The 18899-nt window shown below is 30.6% G+C and carries 22 protein-coding genes; 6 read left to right on the top strand and 16 right to left on the bottom strand.

What is annotated here, in order from left to right; all coding sequences use genetic code 11:
* The first annotated feature begins 85 nt into the window (after positions 1-85).
* The 3 genes from HW119_RS13470 to HW119_RS13460 are packed head-to-tail and all read left to right on the top strand — an operon-like array spanning position 86 to position 3949.
* Positions 86-1504 (top strand): alanine/glycine:cation symporter family protein, encoded by a 1419-nt coding sequence (locus HW119_RS13470; protein ID WP_177765217.1) that lies wholly within the window; start codon positions 86-88, stop codon positions 1502-1504.
* Positions 1505-1512: 8 nt separating this feature from the next.
* On the top strand, positions 1513-3249 hold the full coding sequence (locus HW119_RS13465) for a TrkH family potassium uptake protein (protein WP_177765215.1): 1737 nt from the start codon (positions 1513-1515) through the stop codon (positions 3247-3249).
* A 7-nt stretch (positions 3250-3256) separates the two neighbouring features.
* A complete protein-coding gene (locus tag HW119_RS13460; protein WP_125020142.1) occupies positions 3257-3949 on the top strand; it encodes a potassium channel family protein in 693 nt (230 codons plus the stop codon).
* Between the two features lie 57 nt (positions 3950-4006).
* On the opposite strand, the gene HW119_RS13455 is transcribed toward HW119_RS13460, so the two are convergent.
* The 16 genes from HW119_RS13455 to HW119_RS13385 form a co-directional block, all read right to left on the bottom strand.
* On the bottom strand, positions 4007-5344 hold the full coding sequence (locus tag HW119_RS13455; protein ID WP_255498081.1) for a TIGR00341 family protein: 1338 nt from the start codon (positions 5342-5344) through the stop codon (positions 4007-4009).
* Positions 5345-6215: 871 nt separating this feature from the next.
* The gene (locus tag HW119_RS13450; RefSeq protein WP_125020144.1) at positions 6216-6911 is read right to left on the bottom strand and encodes a DUF2490 domain-containing protein; all 696 of its coding nucleotides are present in this window, start codon (positions 6909-6911) and stop codon (positions 6216-6218) included.
* 124 nt (positions 6912-7035) lie between these two features.
* Entirely contained in the window at positions 7036-8583 is a 1548-nt protein-coding gene (locus HW119_RS13445; RefSeq protein WP_235830396.1) for a bifunctional metallophosphatase/5'-nucleotidase, read from the bottom strand.
* Positions 8584-8630: 47 nt separating this feature from the next.
* A complete protein-coding gene (locus HW119_RS13440; RefSeq protein WP_125020146.1) occupies positions 8631-9041 on the bottom strand; it encodes a DoxX family protein in 411 nt (136 codons plus the stop codon).
* 55 nt (positions 9042-9096) lie between these two features.
* Entirely contained in the window at positions 9097-9435 is a 339-nt protein-coding gene (locus HW119_RS13435; protein ID WP_125020147.1) for a hypothetical protein, read from the bottom strand.
* 3 nt (positions 9436-9438) lie between these two features.
* Positions 9439-10899, bottom strand: a complete 1461-nt coding sequence (locus tag HW119_RS13430; RefSeq protein ID WP_255497907.1) for an MBL fold metallo-hydrolase — start codon at positions 10897-10899, stop codon at positions 9439-9441.
* A gap of 101 nt (positions 10900-11000) precedes the next feature.
* Entirely contained in the window at positions 11001-11294 is a 294-nt protein-coding gene (gene trxA, locus HW119_RS13425) for a thioredoxin (protein ID WP_125019676.1), read from the bottom strand.
* A gap of 2 nt (positions 11295-11296) precedes the next feature.
* A complete protein-coding gene (locus HW119_RS16775) occupies positions 11297-11491 on the bottom strand; it encodes a DUF6132 family protein (RefSeq protein ID WP_255497906.1) in 195 nt (64 codons plus the stop codon).
* Positions 11488-11718 carry a hypothetical protein gene (locus tag HW119_RS13420; RefSeq protein ID WP_177765213.1) on the bottom strand — a complete coding sequence of 77 codons (231 nt, stop codon included), beginning with the start codon at positions 11716-11718 and terminating at the stop codon, positions 11488-11490. The genes HW119_RS16775 and HW119_RS13420 overlap by 4 nt, the downstream gene beginning before the upstream one ends.
* Before the next feature lie 4 nt (positions 11719-11722).
* On the bottom strand, positions 11723-12211 hold the full coding sequence (locus HW119_RS13415) for a methyltransferase domain-containing protein (RefSeq protein ID WP_255497905.1): 489 nt from the start codon (positions 12209-12211) through the stop codon (positions 11723-11725).
* 124 nt (positions 12212-12335) lie between these two features.
* Positions 12336-12710, bottom strand: coding sequence for a rhodanese-like domain-containing protein (locus HW119_RS13410; protein ID WP_255497904.1), 375 nt, complete (start codon positions 12708-12710; stop codon positions 12336-12338).
* Complete coding sequence (locus HW119_RS13405) at positions 12686-14098, bottom strand: MBL fold metallo-hydrolase (protein ID WP_177765211.1); 1413 nt, start codon at positions 14096-14098, stop codon at positions 12686-12688. The genes HW119_RS13410 and HW119_RS13405 overlap by 25 nt, the downstream gene beginning before the upstream one ends.
* A 74-nt stretch (positions 14099-14172) precedes the next feature.
* On the bottom strand, positions 14173-14961 hold the full coding sequence (locus HW119_RS13400; protein WP_177765209.1) for a sulfite exporter TauE/SafE family protein: 789 nt from the start codon (positions 14959-14961) through the stop codon (positions 14173-14175).
* A gap of 106 nt (positions 14962-15067) precedes the next feature.
* Positions 15068-15700 (bottom strand): Crp/Fnr family transcriptional regulator, encoded by a 633-nt coding sequence (locus tag HW119_RS13395; RefSeq protein ID WP_177765207.1) that lies wholly within the window; start codon positions 15698-15700, stop codon positions 15068-15070.
* 10 nt (positions 15701-15710) lie between these two features.
* Positions 15711-16124: a DUF6691 family protein gene (locus tag HW119_RS13390; protein WP_177765205.1), complete on the bottom strand. Its 414-nt coding sequence runs from the start codon at positions 16122-16124 to the stop codon at positions 15711-15713.
* A gap of 2 nt (positions 16125-16126) precedes the next feature.
* On the bottom strand, positions 16127-16675 hold the full coding sequence (locus HW119_RS13385; protein WP_177765203.1) for a YeeE/YedE family protein: 549 nt from the start codon (positions 16673-16675) through the stop codon (positions 16127-16129).
* A gap of 213 nt (positions 16676-16888) precedes the next feature.
* On the opposite strand from HW119_RS13385, the gene HW119_RS13380 reads away from it, so the two are divergent.
* Genes HW119_RS13380 through chrA form a run of 3 tightly spaced genes read left to right on the top strand, consistent with a single transcriptional unit; the run spans position 16889 to position 18899 of the window.
* On the top strand, positions 16889-17218 hold the full coding sequence (locus HW119_RS13380) for an ArsR/SmtB family transcription factor (protein WP_177765201.1): 330 nt from the start codon (positions 16889-16891) through the stop codon (positions 17216-17218).
* A gap of 60 nt (positions 17219-17278) precedes the next feature.
* Positions 17279-17746, top strand: coding sequence for a DUF6428 family protein (locus HW119_RS13375; RefSeq protein ID WP_177765199.1), 468 nt, complete (start codon positions 17279-17281; stop codon positions 17744-17746).
* Positions 17747-17774: 28 nt separating this feature from the next.
* Entirely contained in the window at positions 17775-18899 is a 1125-nt protein-coding gene (chrA, locus tag HW119_RS13370; protein WP_177765197.1) for a chromate efflux transporter, read from the top strand.

Raw genomic sequence — 18899 nt, 5'->3', positions numbered from 1 at the left:
GGTTAATCGAACATTTTTTCTCGGAATTATTACATTTTCTATTTTAAAAAACAAATTGTAAATTACAAGCTTTAAAAAGCGAAAAATGAATTTTATAGAGAAAGTGAACGATTATATTTGGTCTAATTATTTAATTATACTTTGTATTTCTTCTGGAATTTATTACAGTGTTAAATATAACTTCTTACAAATTACTTTAATTAAAGATATGTTGAAACTTCTATTTCAAAAAAGTAATTCAACTCAAGGTATATCTTCATTTCAAGCTTTTACTTTAGCAATTTCTGGTAGAATAGGTACCGGCAACATAGCTGGTGTTGCTACAGCAATTGCGATGGGGGGACCGGGTGCGTTGTTTTGGATGTGGATTATTGCTTTTTTAGGTAGTGCCTCTGCCATTATCGAAGCCTCATTAGCTCAATTATATAAAGAGAAATCTTCTGTTTATTTCATTGGAGGACCTGCATTTTATATAAAAAAAGGACTTAATTCAAAGATAGGAGCAATAACTTTTTCAGTAGTAACAATTATTAGTACAGGATTTTTACTACCTAGTGTACAAAGTAATAGTATTTCATTGGCAAATACTGAAGCTTTTCAGTTTCCAAAAGAACTTGTAGGAATTATTTTAGTTGTTTTAGTAGCATCAATAGTAATTGGCGGAGTCAAACGTATTGGTAGACTAACAGAATTAATTGTTCCATTTATGGCACTTGGTTATATTATGATGGCTTTAATTATTATTATACTAAATATTAATAAATTACCCGATATTTTTGTTTTAATTGTTTCATCTGGTACTTCATTGCACTCTTTTTATGGTGGTATTGTTGGTAGTGCAATTGCTTGGGGGATAAAACGTGGTATTTACAGTAACGAATCCGGACAAGGTACTGCTCCTCATGCAGCAGCGGCCGCAGCAGTCACTCATCCAATTAAACAAGGCTTAGTTCAAGGTTTTTCTGTATATATTGATACATTATTTGTTTGTACCGCAACAGGTTTGATGATTTTGTTTACAAATCAGTTTAATGTAATGGACACTGAAGGAGGTTTTCTAATAAATAATCTTAAAGATGTTCAAATGGGTCCCGCTTATACGCAATATGCAATTGCAAAACATTTTCCTTCGATAGGTAAAGAGTTTGTAGCCATATCCTTGACATTCTTTGCTTTTACAACAATTTTAGCTTATTATTATATAGCCGAAACGAATGTGAAATTTTTATTCAAAAAGAGAAAGTGGACACTTTATCTTGTGCAGCTTTTACTTTTTACGTCAGTTTATTTAGGGGCAATAACAACAGCTAAAAATGCGTGGACACTTGGAGATATTGGAGTAGGGCTTATGGCTTGGATTAATTTAATTTCGATATTTTTGCTTCGTAATGTTTTTTCAATTTTATATAAAGACTATAGAAATCAAAAAAATATTGGAAAAGATCCAGTTTTTGATAATTCAAAATATAAAATCGAAAATGTGGATTGTTGGAATAGTAAATAGTTTTTGTAATGATAACAAATCTTTTTTTTAAAAAAATTTTATCTGGTTTATATAAGTTTAGTTTAATTCTAGCAATTATTTTACTAATAGCCCTTTTAGGTTTCGGTTTTCCAAATGATTATAAATTATTTGTCAATATATTTTTTATTATAATACTAGCGATAGGATTATTAAAAACTATATTAAAGTTTTTTTATACATCTGATAAATTTATTTTTCGTGTTTTTGTATTTGATGTATTGAGTGTACTTTTTATAGGTTATTGTGTTTACATTCAATTAGCAGATTATTCCATATATTTTGTTAGTAAATATTTACAATTTGCGATTTTACTTAAACTAGTTAGAGAGTTTGCAAATCCAAATTTTTCATTTAATAGAAAATATATTACACCCCCTCAGTTGTTTATTATAAGTTTTATATCAATTATTATTTTAGGAGCTTTATTACTTTTATTACCCAAGGCAACAACCCATCCAATAAATTTTTTGGATGCTTTTTTTACTTCAACAAGTGCTGTATGTGTTACTGGGTTAACTGTATTTAATGTTTCAGAAACTTTTACAGTTTTTGGACAAACCATAATATTATTGTTAATTCAAATAGGAGGGTTGGGTATACTTACTTTTGCCGCTTATATAGCTTATTTTTTTAAAGGAAATAGTTCTTATGAGTATCAAATAACACTTGGAAATATATCCAACAACGATGCTTTTAGTGAAGTTTTTGGTTTTATAAAAAAAATAATTTATATCACATTTTGTATAGAATCTTTAGGAGCTCTGATCATTTTCTTTTCTTTAGATGATTTCAATATAGGTATTTTTGATAAAGTTTTTATATCCATTTTTCATTCTATTTCTGCATTTTGTAATGCTGGTTTTTCAACGCTACCCAATGGATTAATGCAAAATATAACAATTAATAATTATTCATTTCAACTTATCTTAATTATTTTAATTTTCTTAGGTGGAATTGGTTTTCCAATTCTAGTTAATTTAATTAAGTATTTAAAATATTTCTTTAAAAAAGTATTTTTACGTTTTTTTTATAAAACTACAGAAGAGAAAAACTGGATATTTTCTTTAAATTCAAAAGTGAATCTATTTACATCATTAACAATTTTTGGAGTCTCTACGTTAATAATATATTTCGAAGAATTTTATTTTACATTGAATGAACATACTGGTTTTGGAAAATTTGTGTCTGCAGCTTTTGTTTCAATGACAACAAGAACAGCCGGATTTAATACAATCAATTTTTCTGAACTACAATTTTCAACTATTATTCTAATTTTACTTTTAATGTGGATAGGTGCCTCACCAACTTCTACCGGTGGAGGTATTAAAACAAGTACCTTTGCAATTGCTATTTTAAATTTTATTAATATTGCAAGAGGTAAAAATTCAATTGAAATATTTAAACGTAAAATTAACGAATCTGTTGTTCAAAAAGCTTTTGCAACCATTACACTTTCATTTCTAGTTATTGGTTTAGGAGTTTTTTTGATTTCTAAATTTGATAGTAACTTACCACTTATTGATATAGCATTCGAAGTTTTTTCTGCTTATTCTACCGTTGGTTTGTCTTTAGATACCACAGTCTTGTTATCAGAACCTAGCAAAATAGTTATAATTATAATTATGTTTATTGGACGTGTTTCAATGATTACAATTTTGACAGCTTTTTTTAAGAAAAATATTTCTTCCAGATATTCATATCCTAGTGGAGATATACTAATATAAATATTTTATGAAACTAATTATAATCGGTTTAGGAAATTTTGGCTCATCTCTTGGTATTAAAATGACAAAATTAGGTCATGAAGTTATTGGAGTTGATAGTAATAATGAGAGGGTAGAATATTATAAAGATAAATTTTCTTATACCATTTGCTTAGATGCAACCGATGAGATAGCTTTAAGTAAATTACCAATTAATAATACCGACATTGTTTTAGTGACTATCGGAGAAAATGAAGGAGCTAATATCATGGCTACAGCTAATTTCAAAAACAAGAATGTAAAGAGGTTAATTAGCCGTTCAATAAATTCAGTTCACGAAAATGTTCTACATGCTATCGGAGTTGATCAAATTATAAGACCAGAAGAAGAATCTGCAGAAAGATGGACTAAAAAATTGAATGCTAAAGGTATTATAGATTCTTTTGATTTAAATAATGATTTTAGTATAATCGAAGTCTTATCACCGAAAGAGCTTGTTGGAAAAACCTTTGATGAGATTCAATTTAAAAAAAATTATAATATTTTAGTAATGACAATTATTAAAAATAAAGAAGAGACTAGTTTTTTAGGTCAATTTAAGATGGTACCCCAAGTTCAAGGGTTTCCTTCTTCATCTACTGTTATAGAAAAAGATGATGTATTAGTAATATATGGTGCAAATAATGATATATATAAATTTATTAAAAGATTTGTAGTCTGATAAAAATAATTATACAATATATAACTTAGTCTCATTTATAATCAGTTCGAAGTCTATTTATTTTTTTGTGTCAAATTCTTGAATATCTATTTCGTCAGTATCCCATTTGTTTATCAGCCATTTTTTTAATTTTGTTGTATCTAAATTTTTTGTTGATTCATACATAAACATTGGTTTTTCAACTATAGAATCTTTAGATATTATGTGATTTTGTAGGCCTACAGAGTAATTTTTTATTTCCGGAAATACAATTGATATATCTGTTATAAAATCTTGATCATACAATTGATACTTTGCTATTGCTTGTCTTAAATTTTTAATTTGGATATCATCACCTTTTGATATATTATTATTCTTTTTCAGCTCAGCTAATATTTCTTGTTTTAAATCTTGAGTATTTTGTTTAATAATTAATTCTGAATTTGGTATTGTATAAATTTTTAGTAAATCATTTAATCGATTCAATTCTAATGAATCAAATTTCTTTGAGATTAGTGCAATTTCAACTTTTTTTGGATTAGACTTAAAATTTATTTTTTTATAAATAATAGTATGCCCTTTTTCCACAAATTCTTTATCTAAAAATACATTCACATTTTGATTATATTTTTTTTCTTGTAAAAGTTGATATGCAATGTACAAACTAGGAATAGTAATTAAAAATAAAAGTATCGTTATTCCATATCTCACATTTTTAGCAGTTTTAAGATTTGTAGTAATTTCTTGTGGTTTGTATTTTAAATATTTAATTATCAAATAAGTTGAAATACCAATAAAAAAACAATTTATAGCATAAAGATAAACTGCTCCAACAAAAAATTTAAAATCTCCTGTTGCCAGACCAAAACCTGCGGTACATAAAGGCGGCATCAAAGCTGTTGCAATTGCTACACCAGAAATTGGATTTCCCTTTTCTTTACGTGTTATAGATATGGCTCCAACGATACCTCCAAAGAAAGCAATCATTACATCATAAATAGTGGGAGATGTTCTTGCTAACAGTTCTGATTGAACTTCTTTAAAAGGACTTAGATAAAAGTAAATAGTCGATACTATTAAACTTACACAAGTTGCTATTAACAAATTTTTTAACGACTTGGATAGTAATTGAAAATTAAATGTAGCTAAAGCAAATCCAGCACCTACTATTGGTCCCATAAGCGGAGATATTAGCATAGCGCCAATAATTACAGCTGTAGAGTTCATATTTAAACCAATTGATGCAATTAGTATAGCACATGCTAAAATCCATAAATTTGCTCCGTTAAAAGAAATATTATTAGTAATATCGACTAGTACTTTTTCTTTATTTTCTTCGCCTTCGTGAAGATTCCATGGATTAAAAATTTTCATAGCTAATTTTTTTCTTAAATATAATTTTTTTTCAAGAAGTATTAAAATTTTATAATGCTTTACTCTTTAGAAAGTAATGTTTTTAATTATTTATATAGAAATCATTAGTTCAATATTAAAATTGGAATTTTTAGCTTAGAAAAAGATTAAACAATGTTGAACATGAATATAAATTTATTTATTACTTAAGATAATTTTTACTATTATTTAAAGACGTTTTATTTTGATAGTATTTAAATTTATACTGATTTTATTCTCGGACTTGAATTATTTTTAAAATTTTTAATTGTATTTTTTTTTTGTTATACAGACAAATATTGTAATAAAACTAAAAAAAAAGGCTAAAAATGAAAATAATGACTTTTTTTTAAACACTTGATAAATATTATTAATATATCAATGGTTAAATTTCACTAATTGATTATTTTAAATAGTTCGAAATAAAGAGAGGTGTAGATGATTATTACTTGTGAGTGTTTATTATACATAACATTGTTAAATATAAGCCTTTCATATTTTAGTAAGTATTTGGATATTAATCCGAGTTGAAACATATTCAAGCTTATTCAATTATTGCATAATTGACTTTATTTTAAGTATGTTTTTATTTCATCCATAAATGCTAAAAGACATAATTATTATTCTGAAATATAAATTTCTAACGATCTTGTTAAGATACAAAAATCTCTTTTTCCACACATTTTAAATCTGAGTAAAAGAGATTAATCTTTGAATTTTTATTAGGTTTTAATATTATATCTCTTTCTTTAATATTTCAATAAACCACGATGTAACTTTAAATGTTTTAGAAAATTATAGAGCTATTTCTAGTTTATTAATTCGTTTTTAATTATATAATAAGTCAAAATATCTTTTTAAGCCTTTCAGTTTTTCTTTATTTTAATATATTATTTTATAATTTATATTGAATATTTATGAATACATTAGGTTTCCTTTCTAGTTTTACCGTTAGCTGATTTGGATTTAGCTGGTCAATATAACCTAATTCTGCAATCCATTTTTTTGAAAATTGATGTTTCAAACTCAAGTTAAAACGCATTTGATCCAATATTAGTGAATTGGAATTAGAATTTTTATGAAAGATTTCGTAAAACGGTCTTAGTATAGTTTTATTAGTAATTTTGATATCTATACCTACGCGATTTCTCCATCTAAATTCATTTTTTTTGTTGGAAAAAAATCTAAATTCAATGGCTGTTCTAGCATATAAATGAAATCTTTTTTGTTGAATAAATTGATACTCTGCGGCTAAACTATTTCTGTATTCTTTTATATGTGACTTTAGATAAAGTTCGTCTTTGTTCTTATATTTTATGTGGTCAAAAAAAGCCACAGGGGATAATGAAATTTTCATTTTTTCATTAAGTGAATAATGCATCCAAATACGTCCAGAATTTAAAAAAGGGTGTTTAGGTATGCTTTCTGTAGCAATTGTTTGTAACCGATATTGTAACTCTGCATCATAGGTAATTCCTAAAGAATCTTTTACAGAAAACGTAGCTCTCAACCATAAGTTATTGGATTGAGCAACACTATTAGTTGAAATCAATAAAATGAATGATAGTATGTAATAAATTTGCTTGGTCATTTTTAAATGTAATGTTTACAAATCTATAAGTAAGTTTACATTTGATTAGTTACTATTGTTACATTAGTTGATTAAAAAAGAATAGCGAACTCATAAAAAAATCCCCTGAATGGGGATTAGTATCTTATTTAAACTCGTATCCTGTTTCTTTCATTTGGGAGAATACATTATCACCTAAATCTACTGCCTGAGCACGACCATCAATTTTCGGACTTACCGTTTTGTGGTGTTTCAAGTAATCTCTAACAGCATCATGCAATGTGAATTTTTGAATGACCGCATTTTTAGCATTTGGCATTCTACACATTGTCGATAACGGTTCACCAGTACGATTACAAGATGCCATTTTATACATTTTGTCTTTTTCTAAAGGCTTTCCTTGAATGGTTACTTCTAATACACGTTCGCCGATCTCTTTGCTGCTATCAAATTTTAATGTCATGCCAGAGAAGCGTACCAACCAACCGCCAAAACGTTTTAAAGGATCTTTAGCATATACATTATTGATTTCTTTTTCTAGCCAATCTAAAATTTGTTGACCAGAAACTTCTGCAATTTTCATTTTTTCATCTACCGGAAGCATACGCCATAAATCTCGTTGTGTAATGGCTGCTTTTCCTTCTTCATTCGGTAAAATTGGCACCCCAAAACGGAAACCATTAGAGGTTGCAAAATCTACACCTGTTTTCCATAGCAAGGCATCGGTAATTAAATTATCCATCGGATTTTCTACTACCAAATAACGATACAAAGGCGTTGTAGTATACCCCAATACTTCGTTCATTTCTTTGGCAAATGGTTTTAGTTGGCGATCAATTACTTTTTGAACTTTTTTATCTGCCGGATATTTTTTAGGATCAATTTCTATCAAATTATATTGATAATCTATCATTTTTCCATTTTCTACCGTAACGTCCAATCTTCCTAAAAACGAACTAAAAGCGCCAGGTTCTACTACTTTACTGTATTTACCTTCAATAGGTTTTCGAATGCGTTCGTGGGTATCATTTCCAAAAATAAAATCTACGCCTTCTACATCGGGATGATTGGCTAAAGCTACTTGTTTGGAAATACCAATATGAGCGACAATAAATAATAGGTCGACTTTTCTAACAGTTTTCATTTCCGAAACTAAGGCTTTCAGATTATGATTAACTTCTGTAAATGCAATACCTTCAGAATAACCAGGATTTTGACGAATAGGGATTTCAGGATCATTATAAGAAATAAAACCTATTTTAACACCTTTCATTTCTGTAATCCAATGCTGAGGGAACATAGGGTTGTTATCCGTTTTATGAAACATATTGGAGGTAATGACATTGGTTTTGTAATTGTTCATCAATTCCATCATCACTTCTTTGCCATAAATCACTTCCCAATTGCCAGGAATCAGCAAATCATAATTCATTTCGTGGATAATTTTTGGGAAAATAGCACCTTGTGAGCGAACACTTTCTCCACTTCCTTGGTAAAAATCACCACCATCAATCAAAAGCGTCCCTTTAGGATTTTCTTTTTTGATTTGATCTACAACGGTTTTAATATGAGCTAATCCTCCAGCTTTACGAAAGGTAATTTGTCCGTTTTCCACAAATAATTCATCGTGAGGATTCATATATGCATGGATATCTGCTGTCTGTAAAATGGTTATTTTTTGTTGTTGTGCCATAGTTACGAATGGAATAGACGCAAGTAAGGTTAAAATATATTTTTTCATTATTTAGTTTTTGGAAAGATTTGATACGGAAGATTTTTATTGATGATAAAGAAAGACAAGCCACCAAAAATGACTATGTTCTTCCATAAAGGTCCAAACAATATACCTCCATTTATTTGAATAGTTAAAGTAATCGGAATCAATAAAAGCACTAAAGCAATGGCACTGATTCTCGTGTAAATACCCAACAAAAATGTAATTCCGAAAAGTAATAATAAAAAGCCTGAACTTAACGCAAGGAAATGTGGATCAACAATGGAACTTAAAAATTCACCACTTGGTGCTTCTAAAATTCGTTTGGCAACGCCTTGAGGTTTTTGTAAATGATTTATTCCTGCGGCGATAAAAATGCCACTCACAGCGATGCGTAACACCAATATTGATGTACTAGAAACGGTTGTTTCTTTCATATTTTTAAATAAAATTTAGTGACTAATAAATTAAAAAACTTAACATTAGTGCATTCTAAATTCTAAATAAACAATGTAGGATATACGAGGGAACTTTCTCCTTAAAAAAGAAAATAAAAGAATTTGGTAAAACGACTTGAGTAAAACGGTCGTTATCAATTTTTAAAACATCTGAAAAAAGAAATGGTAGTAATTTCGCAATTTGTAAACGATGTTGTTGCTGGGTTGTAGCATAAGTTGTTACACAAACCTTGGCACTATTTTTACCATTGTAAGTCGTTTGAGTTTGCGTAATACTGCCTTTAATTTGTTGTTTTACGGCACAAGGAATCATCATTAGTCCTGAAATCAAGACTAATGATAAGTAGAAGAATATTTTCCTTGTAGCTTTCATATATTATTTTACCAAAGGTAATTTTTTAGCAGACCAATCGTTGATACTGCCGCTGTAATTTAAAATATTTGTGTAGCCTAATTTTTCTAGAATAGAGTAGGCCATAGCACCACGTACACCACTTTGACAGTGAATAATCACAGGTGCATCTTTTTGGATTTTAGAAACGTTTTTCTCTAAAGAATTCAGAGTAATGTTTTCAAAACCTTTGATGTGACCACTTGCGTATTCCGTTGCTGTACGAACATCAACCAACTGAACATTTTTGACTTTCATTAATTGTTGAACCTCTTTAGCTGTAATAATATTAGAAGTTTTCAAACCATTTAATTCTTTTACATCAGAAATATAACCATAAATGTTGTCCATTCCAATGCGTATCAATTTACGTTGTAAATTTTCGATTTGATCTTCATTGCCCACCAATACTATTTGATTGTTGTAATCTACCAAAGATCCTACAAACGTTGCAAATGATTTTCCACCTTCAATATGTAAACTACCTGGAATAAAGCCTTTCGCTACTTCCTCTTTTTTACGAGCATCAATCACCAACACATTATTTTTGATGGCATTCTCTAATTCAACAGTTGATAAATTTTGAATTTTTGGTACTTCAATCAATAAAGGTCGTACCGATTTATTCCATTGTTTCATTACCGCAAAATATTTAGGTGGTTCAGGCTGACCATCTAAAATAAATTTAGTAAACGCATCTTTATCATTCAAGTATTGAAAAGCAGGGCTTGTTGCCATTTCTTGTTCCAATGTAGATTGAGGAATGTTGCTCAAACTTTTACCACAAAACGAACCAGCACCGTGACCAGGCCAAATCTCTGTGTTTTTAGGTAATTTAATGAACTGATTCAATGATGTAAACAATTGATATGCTCCTTCAAATTGCGACCCTTTTTGACCGGCCGCTTTTTCTAATAAATCAGGACGACCCACATCACCTACAAAAATAAAATCTCCTGTAATAGCTTTAGTTGGTGCCGTCTGATCTTTCGTGTTTTTTACTAAAAAAGTTAAGCTTTCTGGCGTATGTCCGGGAGTGTGTATCACCTTTAGTTCAACATTTCCCAATTGTATAATTTGCTGGTCTTTTAATGGTTGATGATCAAAAGCATATTGCCAATCAGGTCCACCTTCGTTAGATAGTAATAAATCCGCTTGAGTAGCTTTTGCTAATTCTGGTGCCCCACTTAAATAATCGGCATGAATATGTGTTTCAGTAACATATTTTATCGTTAAACCATTCTTTTTCGCGTATTCTAAATACGTATCGATATCGCGTTTTGGGTCAATTACGATGGCTTCATTTTTATCATTCGCAATGATGTAACTCGCTTGTGCAAGTGTTTCATCGTAAATTCGTTCAAACTTCATATTCTGAGCATTTAAAGTATAATGAGACACTAAAAATACGCCTAAGGCTTTAAATAACAATAACTTATGTTTCATGGTGATGGTTTTAATAAGCCTAAAATACACAACTGTTAGGAAAAGTTATGTAACATTTGTTACACAAAAAGCACTGCCCATAGGACAATGCTTTTTTTCTATTATAAATTTTCTTTTAGTAAACGTTCCAACTCATTCGCAGGAAAAACACCTGCTTGGCGCCAACGAATTTGTCCATTTTTGAAAATGATTAATGTAGGTACGCTTCTTACTTGGTACTGAGCGGCTACCGATTGGTTTTGATCGACATCGATTTTGATTACCGATACTTGATCACCTAAGTGTTGTTTTACTTCTTCTAAAATAGGAGCTTGCATTTTACAAGGTCCACACCAAGTAGCAAAAAAGTCTACTAAAACAGGTTTATCTTGATTAATGATTTCTTCAAATGTCATATCTATTTTTCTTTTTTAAATAATGAAAATACCAACCCTCCAATCATACCACCGTACAATGTACTGTTTCTTGGGTTTGATGTAATAGCACATGTGCCAGAATTGCATCCCACATAATGCCAATACAAATACCCTACTATAAGACCTACAGCAACACCTATAATGGTTATGATATGTTTTTGAAAGAATGTTTTCATTTGATTTCTGTAAATGTTGTTTCTCTATTATTTTTTGATTGATTGCGTGGTACAGAACACCCGTTGGTACCACAACAACCTATATTGAACAAAGGCATAAGTGCTAGTACCACACCGATTCCAACAAACAACCACTGCTGTAAATCAATTCCTTGATAAATGATTGCAATGGCCATGGCCAATCTTAGCAAACGCATCAAATTCCATGATTGAATCCACTGTTTCATTGGTTTATTTTTTGATAAAATGAATAAATACTTCACTTCCTTGTCGTGGAGGAATACTGTTGTAACATTCTTCCATGGTTTTGATATCGAAAAGACTTTCAAAAATGGGTTTATATTCACAAGGGCAACCTCCAAATGGTGGAAATGGATTATTGAACTGTTTGTCGAATAGAACTCCTACAATTCGTCCGTTTTCCTTTAAAATGTCGTGCATTTTTGCGGCATATTCCTTTCTTCTGAACGGAGGAATGGCACTAAAAAAAGTTTGCTCTATGACCAAATCATAACCACCTTTATGTTCGAAGAAATTTTCTAACAAGATGGTGATGTTGGGATTGTTTTCAAACTTTTGTTTTAAATTTTCAACCGCCTTTGGTGCAATATCAATTAAGGTAATATTAGTGAATCCTTGCTGAACTAAATATTCTGCTTCGTAGGCATTTCCGCAACCAGGAATCAGAATCGCGGTATTTTTATCCGCGATCCCGTCCATATATTATGTAATTGCAGGGGATGGGTACCCAATATCCCAACCTGTTTCTTGTTTTTCCCAACGTGTTTCCCAATAGTGTTGATCCATAGGAACATCACATTGCGTAATACAACATGCTTCTGTTTTATTTTCCTGCTCCATTTTTAATTTCATTTATTTGTTGCCAAGTACCACCATTTACTACATTAGTAAAACCATTCTGTTCTAAAATAGCTTTGGCTTGACCACTTCTGTTTCCGCTTCTGCAAAATACCACAATACTTTCGTGATTTTTGAATTTTGATAATTGATTTTGTACTTGATCTAAAGGTATATTTACCGAACCAGGAACGTTTCCTTCTGCAAATTCAGCGGGTGTTCTAACATCTACTAAATAGGCGTTACTAATGATGTTATTTAATTCTTCGTTGTTGTTCTCTGAGAACATATTTTTTAGTAATCCAAACATAATAATGATAATTAAACCTGAAAAAATTATTTTAAAACTTTGCTTTGACATACGAAATCGGTTTTAGGTATTTGTGTTTCAGCTATGGCTTTGAATCCGCCTTCAATTTCGATAAAGTTTCTATACCCACGCGCTTGAAGAATACTTGCAGCAATCATACTTCTGTAGCCTCCTGCACAATGTAAATAAAACGGTTGTTTAGGATCGATATCGTTTACCCAATCGTTAATGTAAGCCAAAGGTTTACTATACGCATCTTCTACGTGTTCTGCTGCATATTCCGATTCTTTACGAACATCAATCACCATGGCTTCTTTACCTTCAATTTGAGAAGCAAATTCTGTTGCAGTTATTCTATTAACTGTATCGATTTCTTTTTCAGCATCTTTCCAAGAAGAGAATCCACCTTGTAAATGGCCGATAACGTGATCAAATCCTACACGACTTAAACGCGTTACTGTTTCTTCTTCCATATCAGCATCTGTAACTAATAAAATCGGTTGATTCACATCAACAATCATAGACCCCACCCAAGGAGCAAAATCACCATTGATGCCAATATTAATCGATTGAGGAATAAATCCTTTAGCGAAATCTCCATTGGCACGAGTATCTAAAATTAGAGCTCCTGATTGTTCAGCTGCATTTTCAAATTCTTCTACCGACAAAGCTGTCATTCCTTGAGATAAAACAGTTTCGAAACTTTCGTATCCTTTTTTATTCATCGCAACGTTCATTCCAAAATAGGCAGGTGGAGGTAATAAACCATCGGTAACGGCTTCAATAAAAGCTTCTTTAGAAGGTTGATTTAAGGCATAATTCATTTTCTTTTGATTACCTAAAGTATCAACCGTTTCTTTCATCATATTTTTACCACAAGCCGAACCTGCTCCGTGAGCTGGGTATACCGTAATATCATCTGCTAAAGGCATAATCTTGTTGTATAAACTATCGTAAAGCATTCCCGCCAATTCTTCTTGAGTCATACTAGCGGCTTTTTGAGCCAAGTCAGGTCGACCTACATCTCCTAAGAACAACGTGTCACCACTAAAAATTGCAGATTCTTTTCCGTTCTTGTCTATTAATAAATAAGTTGTACTTTCTAAGGTATGACCCGGTGTGTGTAACACTTTAATTTTAATATTTCCGATTTCAAAAATTTGATTATCCTCCGCTATAATTGCTTCGAATTCAGGCTGAGCGGTTGGTCCGTAAACAATCGGTGCACCTGTTTTTTGACTTAAATCTAAATGTCCACTTACAAAATCGGCATGAAAGTGCGTTTCGAAAATGTATTTTAAAAGCACGCCATCTTTGGTTAAACGCTCTAGATAAGGTTGCGTTTCTCGCAAAGGATCTATGATTGCTGCTTCACCTTTACTTTCTATATAATAGGCACCTTGTGCTAAACATCCGGTATAAATTTGTTCTATTTTCATTTTGTATATCTTTTAATTTGTGTTGTAAATTTCGTGAGATTTTTTTATATAAATGGTAACATTTGTTACAATAACTATTTTATTATGAGTTCTTTAATTAATATGATACATCCCATAATCATCACAAAATATCCAAAAATGGGTTTTAATTGTTTGGCATCTAATTTTTTGTTCAATTGAACTCCGAAGTACATTCCAACCAAGGCGATAGCTAAAATTTTTATTAAAAAGGAAAAGTTTAAAGATGAGATATCGTGTGATCCTAAAAATCCAATAAATGATTTAACCCCAATAATAAATAGTGAATTGGCTACGGCTTGTTTTACACTCATTTTTCCAAAAATCATTAATATAGGTACTATAATAAATCCACCACCAGCACCAACAATACCTGTTATTAAACCTTCTAATAATCCTGCAACCATTAAGGCTATATGATTATATGAACAATCGATACAATCAGGATTATTTTTCTTTTGTTTAATCATAAAAAAACCAGAAGTCAGCATTAATAAAGAAAAGAATAACATCATAAAAGTGTTTTTCTCGATCTCAAATCCCAAAAACTTGAAGTAGGGTGGGATTGATGGAAGAACAAAAGAACGTATTGTATATAAGGCTATCATTGAAGGAATACCAAATTGAAGTATTTTTGTGTAAGACAACTTCTTTTGTACCACATGAGGTGTTGCCGCAATTAAACTTGTAATACTAACTAGAGCTAAAGAATATGTCGTAGATAACGTGGCAGGAATTGCAAATAGATACACTAAAACAGGTACGGTAAGAATGCTTCCACCTCCACCAAATAAACCAACCAGTAAACCGATGACAACAGTTAATATAAAACCTATGATTTCCATTGTTTTTAATTTTATACTACAAAGGTCTATCTATATTAATAAGTAGAGCGTAACATTTGTTACAGATCGATGCAGCAAAAAAAAGATGTTTCTACTGAAACATCTTTTATAAAATCGTAATGCTGTTACGTTGTTGCTTAATAAAACCTTCATTTTCTAATGCTTTTATCAATCGAGAAATTACCACACGAGAGGTATTCATTTCATAAGCAATTTCTGCATGTGTTTTATTTACTGTTCGTGTTTTATTAACACTAGCAACTTCTATTAAATAATTTTTTAATCGACCTTTTGAATCATTAAAAGCTAAATTATCTATAGAACGCATCATTTCGTCTAAACGATCTTGATAACTATTAAAAACAAAAGCGCGCCAAGTTGCATATTTGGCTAACCATTCATCCATTTTTTGAACCGGAATCATCAACATTTCACCATCGGTTTCTGCCGTTGCACGGATGTTACTTGTTTTTGTCCCCAAACAACAGGTCATAGTCATGGCACAAGTATCACCTTTTTCTAAATAGTACAATAAAAGCTCTCCATCATTATCATCATCACGCATAATTCGTATCGCACCATGCAAAAGCAAGGGCATATGTGAGATAGTTTGATTTAAATCTATTAAGATTTCATTTTCCTCAAAGGAACGAATTTGCCCAATTTGAACCATTTCATCTATTAATTCTTCTTCAAAAAGCGAACTAAAATAACTTTCTAATAAACTTTTATTTATCATATTTATTTTATTAATGAGGTAGATAATCTTTTAATATTCCGTACAACCATGTACCTGTTAATGCTGCTAAAATTACAATAATTATAGAATAAGTTCCTGCACCTAAAAGTACAAAGATAGGACCAGGACAAGCACCAATTAAAGCCCATCCTAAACCAAAAGAAATACCACCGAATAAATAGCGACTAATTGACTTATCTTTCGGTTTAATAACAATTGGATTACCATCAAGGTCTTTGGCACTCTTTCTCTTAATAAATTGTATTCCAATCAATCCAATAACTAATGCTGAACCAATAAATCCAAACATATGAAAAGATTGAAATTGAAACATTTCTACTATTCTAAACCATGAGGCTGTTTCTGCCTTATACATAGTGATTCCAAAAATCACTCCTAACACAATATATAAAATACTTCTCATTTTTAAAAAATTATTGGTAATAATAAATGAACCATGATTAATCCTCCGATAAAGAAACCGATAACAGCAATTAATGAAGGTAACTGTAAATCACTTAAACCTGAAATAGCATGTCCTGAAGTACATCCGCCAGCATATCTACTTCCAAATCCAATAAGTAATCCTCCAATGATTAAAACAGCTAATGAATTTGCATTCAAAGTTTCAAATATTTCTGTAGGACCATAACTTTTTCCAACACTATTAAATCCAAGGTTTTGCAAATACTCAGTTGTATATGCAGATATTTCAGGAATTTGATTGTTTGACAATACATTTGCAGCTAAATAGCCTCCAAGCACAGCACCAACTAAAAAAAGTAGATTCCACTTTTGAGCTCTCCAATTAAAATCGAAAAACGAGCATGTTTTACCTGCACCCATTGCGGAACAGATAGTTCTGAAATTTGAAGAAAAGCCAAAACTTTTACCTAAATAAATCAAAGCAAGCATTATAAATGCAATAATAGGACCTCCTACATACCAAGGCCATGTTCCAAATATCCAATCCATAGTTTTAATTTTTATTTTGCGAATTTCAAACATTATTTACTACTATTCAGTAACATTTGTTACAGTTCACTCAATTTAATGCGCCTAAGCTAATAATTGATTTATAAGTTTTTTTTGTATTAAAAAAAAGAGGTTAATCTGATATCTAAAATAATTAATGAAAATTTTCAATTTGAAATAATAATCGTAATATTGCAATGATAATAATAATTCATGGGTACTACTAAGTCAGAAATATTTACAATAGAGCAAAATAATTTAGCTACATTATTTAAAGTATTGGGGCATCCAGCTCGTATTGCTATAATTCAGCACATCATCAAACAAAATGCTTGTATATGTACAGATTTGGTAGATGTATTAGGTTTGGCACAAGCTACTATTTCGCAACATTTAAAAGAACTGAAGAAAATAGGAATTCTTAAAGGTGCAATTGAAGGGAAATCGGTTTGTTATTGTATTGATCTAAAGGTTTGGGTATCGATTCAGAATGAGTTTTCAAGTTTTTTTAATCAAAACGTAAAAATAGAGAAATGCTGTTAAAGCATTTTTTTAAATAAATCATCGTAATATTACGATTAATAAATGATAATTAAAAAGTATATGAAACTTTCAGAAATCAAAGAAATTTTACCAACATTAGATGATGTTGTTTTTCAATTAGAGGATGGTACTTTCGTTCCAGAACATTTTCACGTTACAGAGATAGGGCAAATAACTAAGAAATTTATTGATTGCGGTGGTGTTGTTAGAGATGAAAAAGTTGTTAATTTCCAATTATGGAATGCAGACGATTATGAGCATCGTTTAAAACCTGGAAAATTATTAAACATCATTCGTTTATCCGAAAACAAATTAGGAATTGAAGATGCTGAAATAGAAGTAGAATATCAATCGACTACAATCGGTAAATATGATCTTGAATTTAATGGAAAACATTTCATTTTAAAAAATAAAAAAACAGCTTGTTTAGCTGAAGATGCTTGTGGTATTCCAGTAGCAACAGAAAATAAATTTATAATAAAACAAGAAAAAGTGTCTTGCTGTACACCTAATTCTGGATGTTGCTAATATTATATTTTTGTCTATAAAAATCAATATGGATCAAAAAATACAAATTAAGGAAATTGCAAGGTTGTTTTTCAAGCTTGGAGTGATTGGCTTTGGTGGTCCTGCGGCTCATATTGCTATGATGCAAAGAGAAGTGGTCGCGAAACGGCAATGGATGAGTGATCAGCAATTTTTAGATTTATTAGGTGCTACCAACCTCATTCCTGGACCTAATAGCACTGAACTAGCTATTCATATCGGTTACGACAAAGGCGGATGGAAAGGTCTATTAGTTGCCGGACTATGTTTCATATTTCCAGCAGTATTGATTACCGGAATTTTCGCCTATTTTTATCAGAAGTACGGACAAATTCCAGAAGTTTCACCTTTTTTATATGGAATCAAACCAGCCATTATTGCAATCATTATTGGTGCCATTTATCCACTGTTTTTAAAAGCGATAAAGAATGTTTACCTAGGTGTTTTAGCAATTGCTGTAGTCGTTTTATCGCTTTTAGGTATCAATGAAATTTTTTTATTGGTAGGCGCTGGCTTTTTTATGCTTTTAGTAAAAAATTTTCGCCAATCTCGTTCCATGAAAAGTTTTGTTCCTTTAGCTCTATTTCCTGTATTGCATGGATCGTTTCTGTCTACGATAAACCAATCCTTATTTTGGACTTTTCTAAAAATTGGTTCAATTCTTTTCGGAAGTGGCTACGTTTTATTTGCTTTCTTAGATACCGAGTTGGTAGATAAAGGCTTACTCACGCGAATACAACTGATGGACGCAATTGCAGTTGGACAATTTACACCGGGACCTGTTTTTTCATCTGTAACTTTTATTGGATATCAAATCAACGGACTTTCGGGTGCTATTGTATCTACTTTAGCCATTTTTCTACCCTCATTTATTTTGGTTGCTTTAATACATCCTTTAATGAAGTTTATAAGAAGTAACCAATCATTTGCGGCTTTTTTAAATGGTGTGAATGTAGCATCTGTAGCGATTATTTTATCTGTTTGTATTATTATGGGTAAAGAAACCATTACCGATTTGAGAAACATTGCAATTGCATTGATCAGTGCCGTAATAGTTTTTCAATTCAAAAAAATCAATAGTGCTTTCATTGTATTATTTGGTTCCATACTAGGCTACTTACTTATTCAATTTTAA

The organism is Flavobacterium sp. I3-2 (assembly GCF_013389595.1).
Lineage (GTDB): Bacteria > Bacteroidota > Bacteroidia > Flavobacteriales > Flavobacteriaceae > Flavobacterium.
This window is presented reverse-complemented; position numbering and strand designations above follow the sequence as displayed.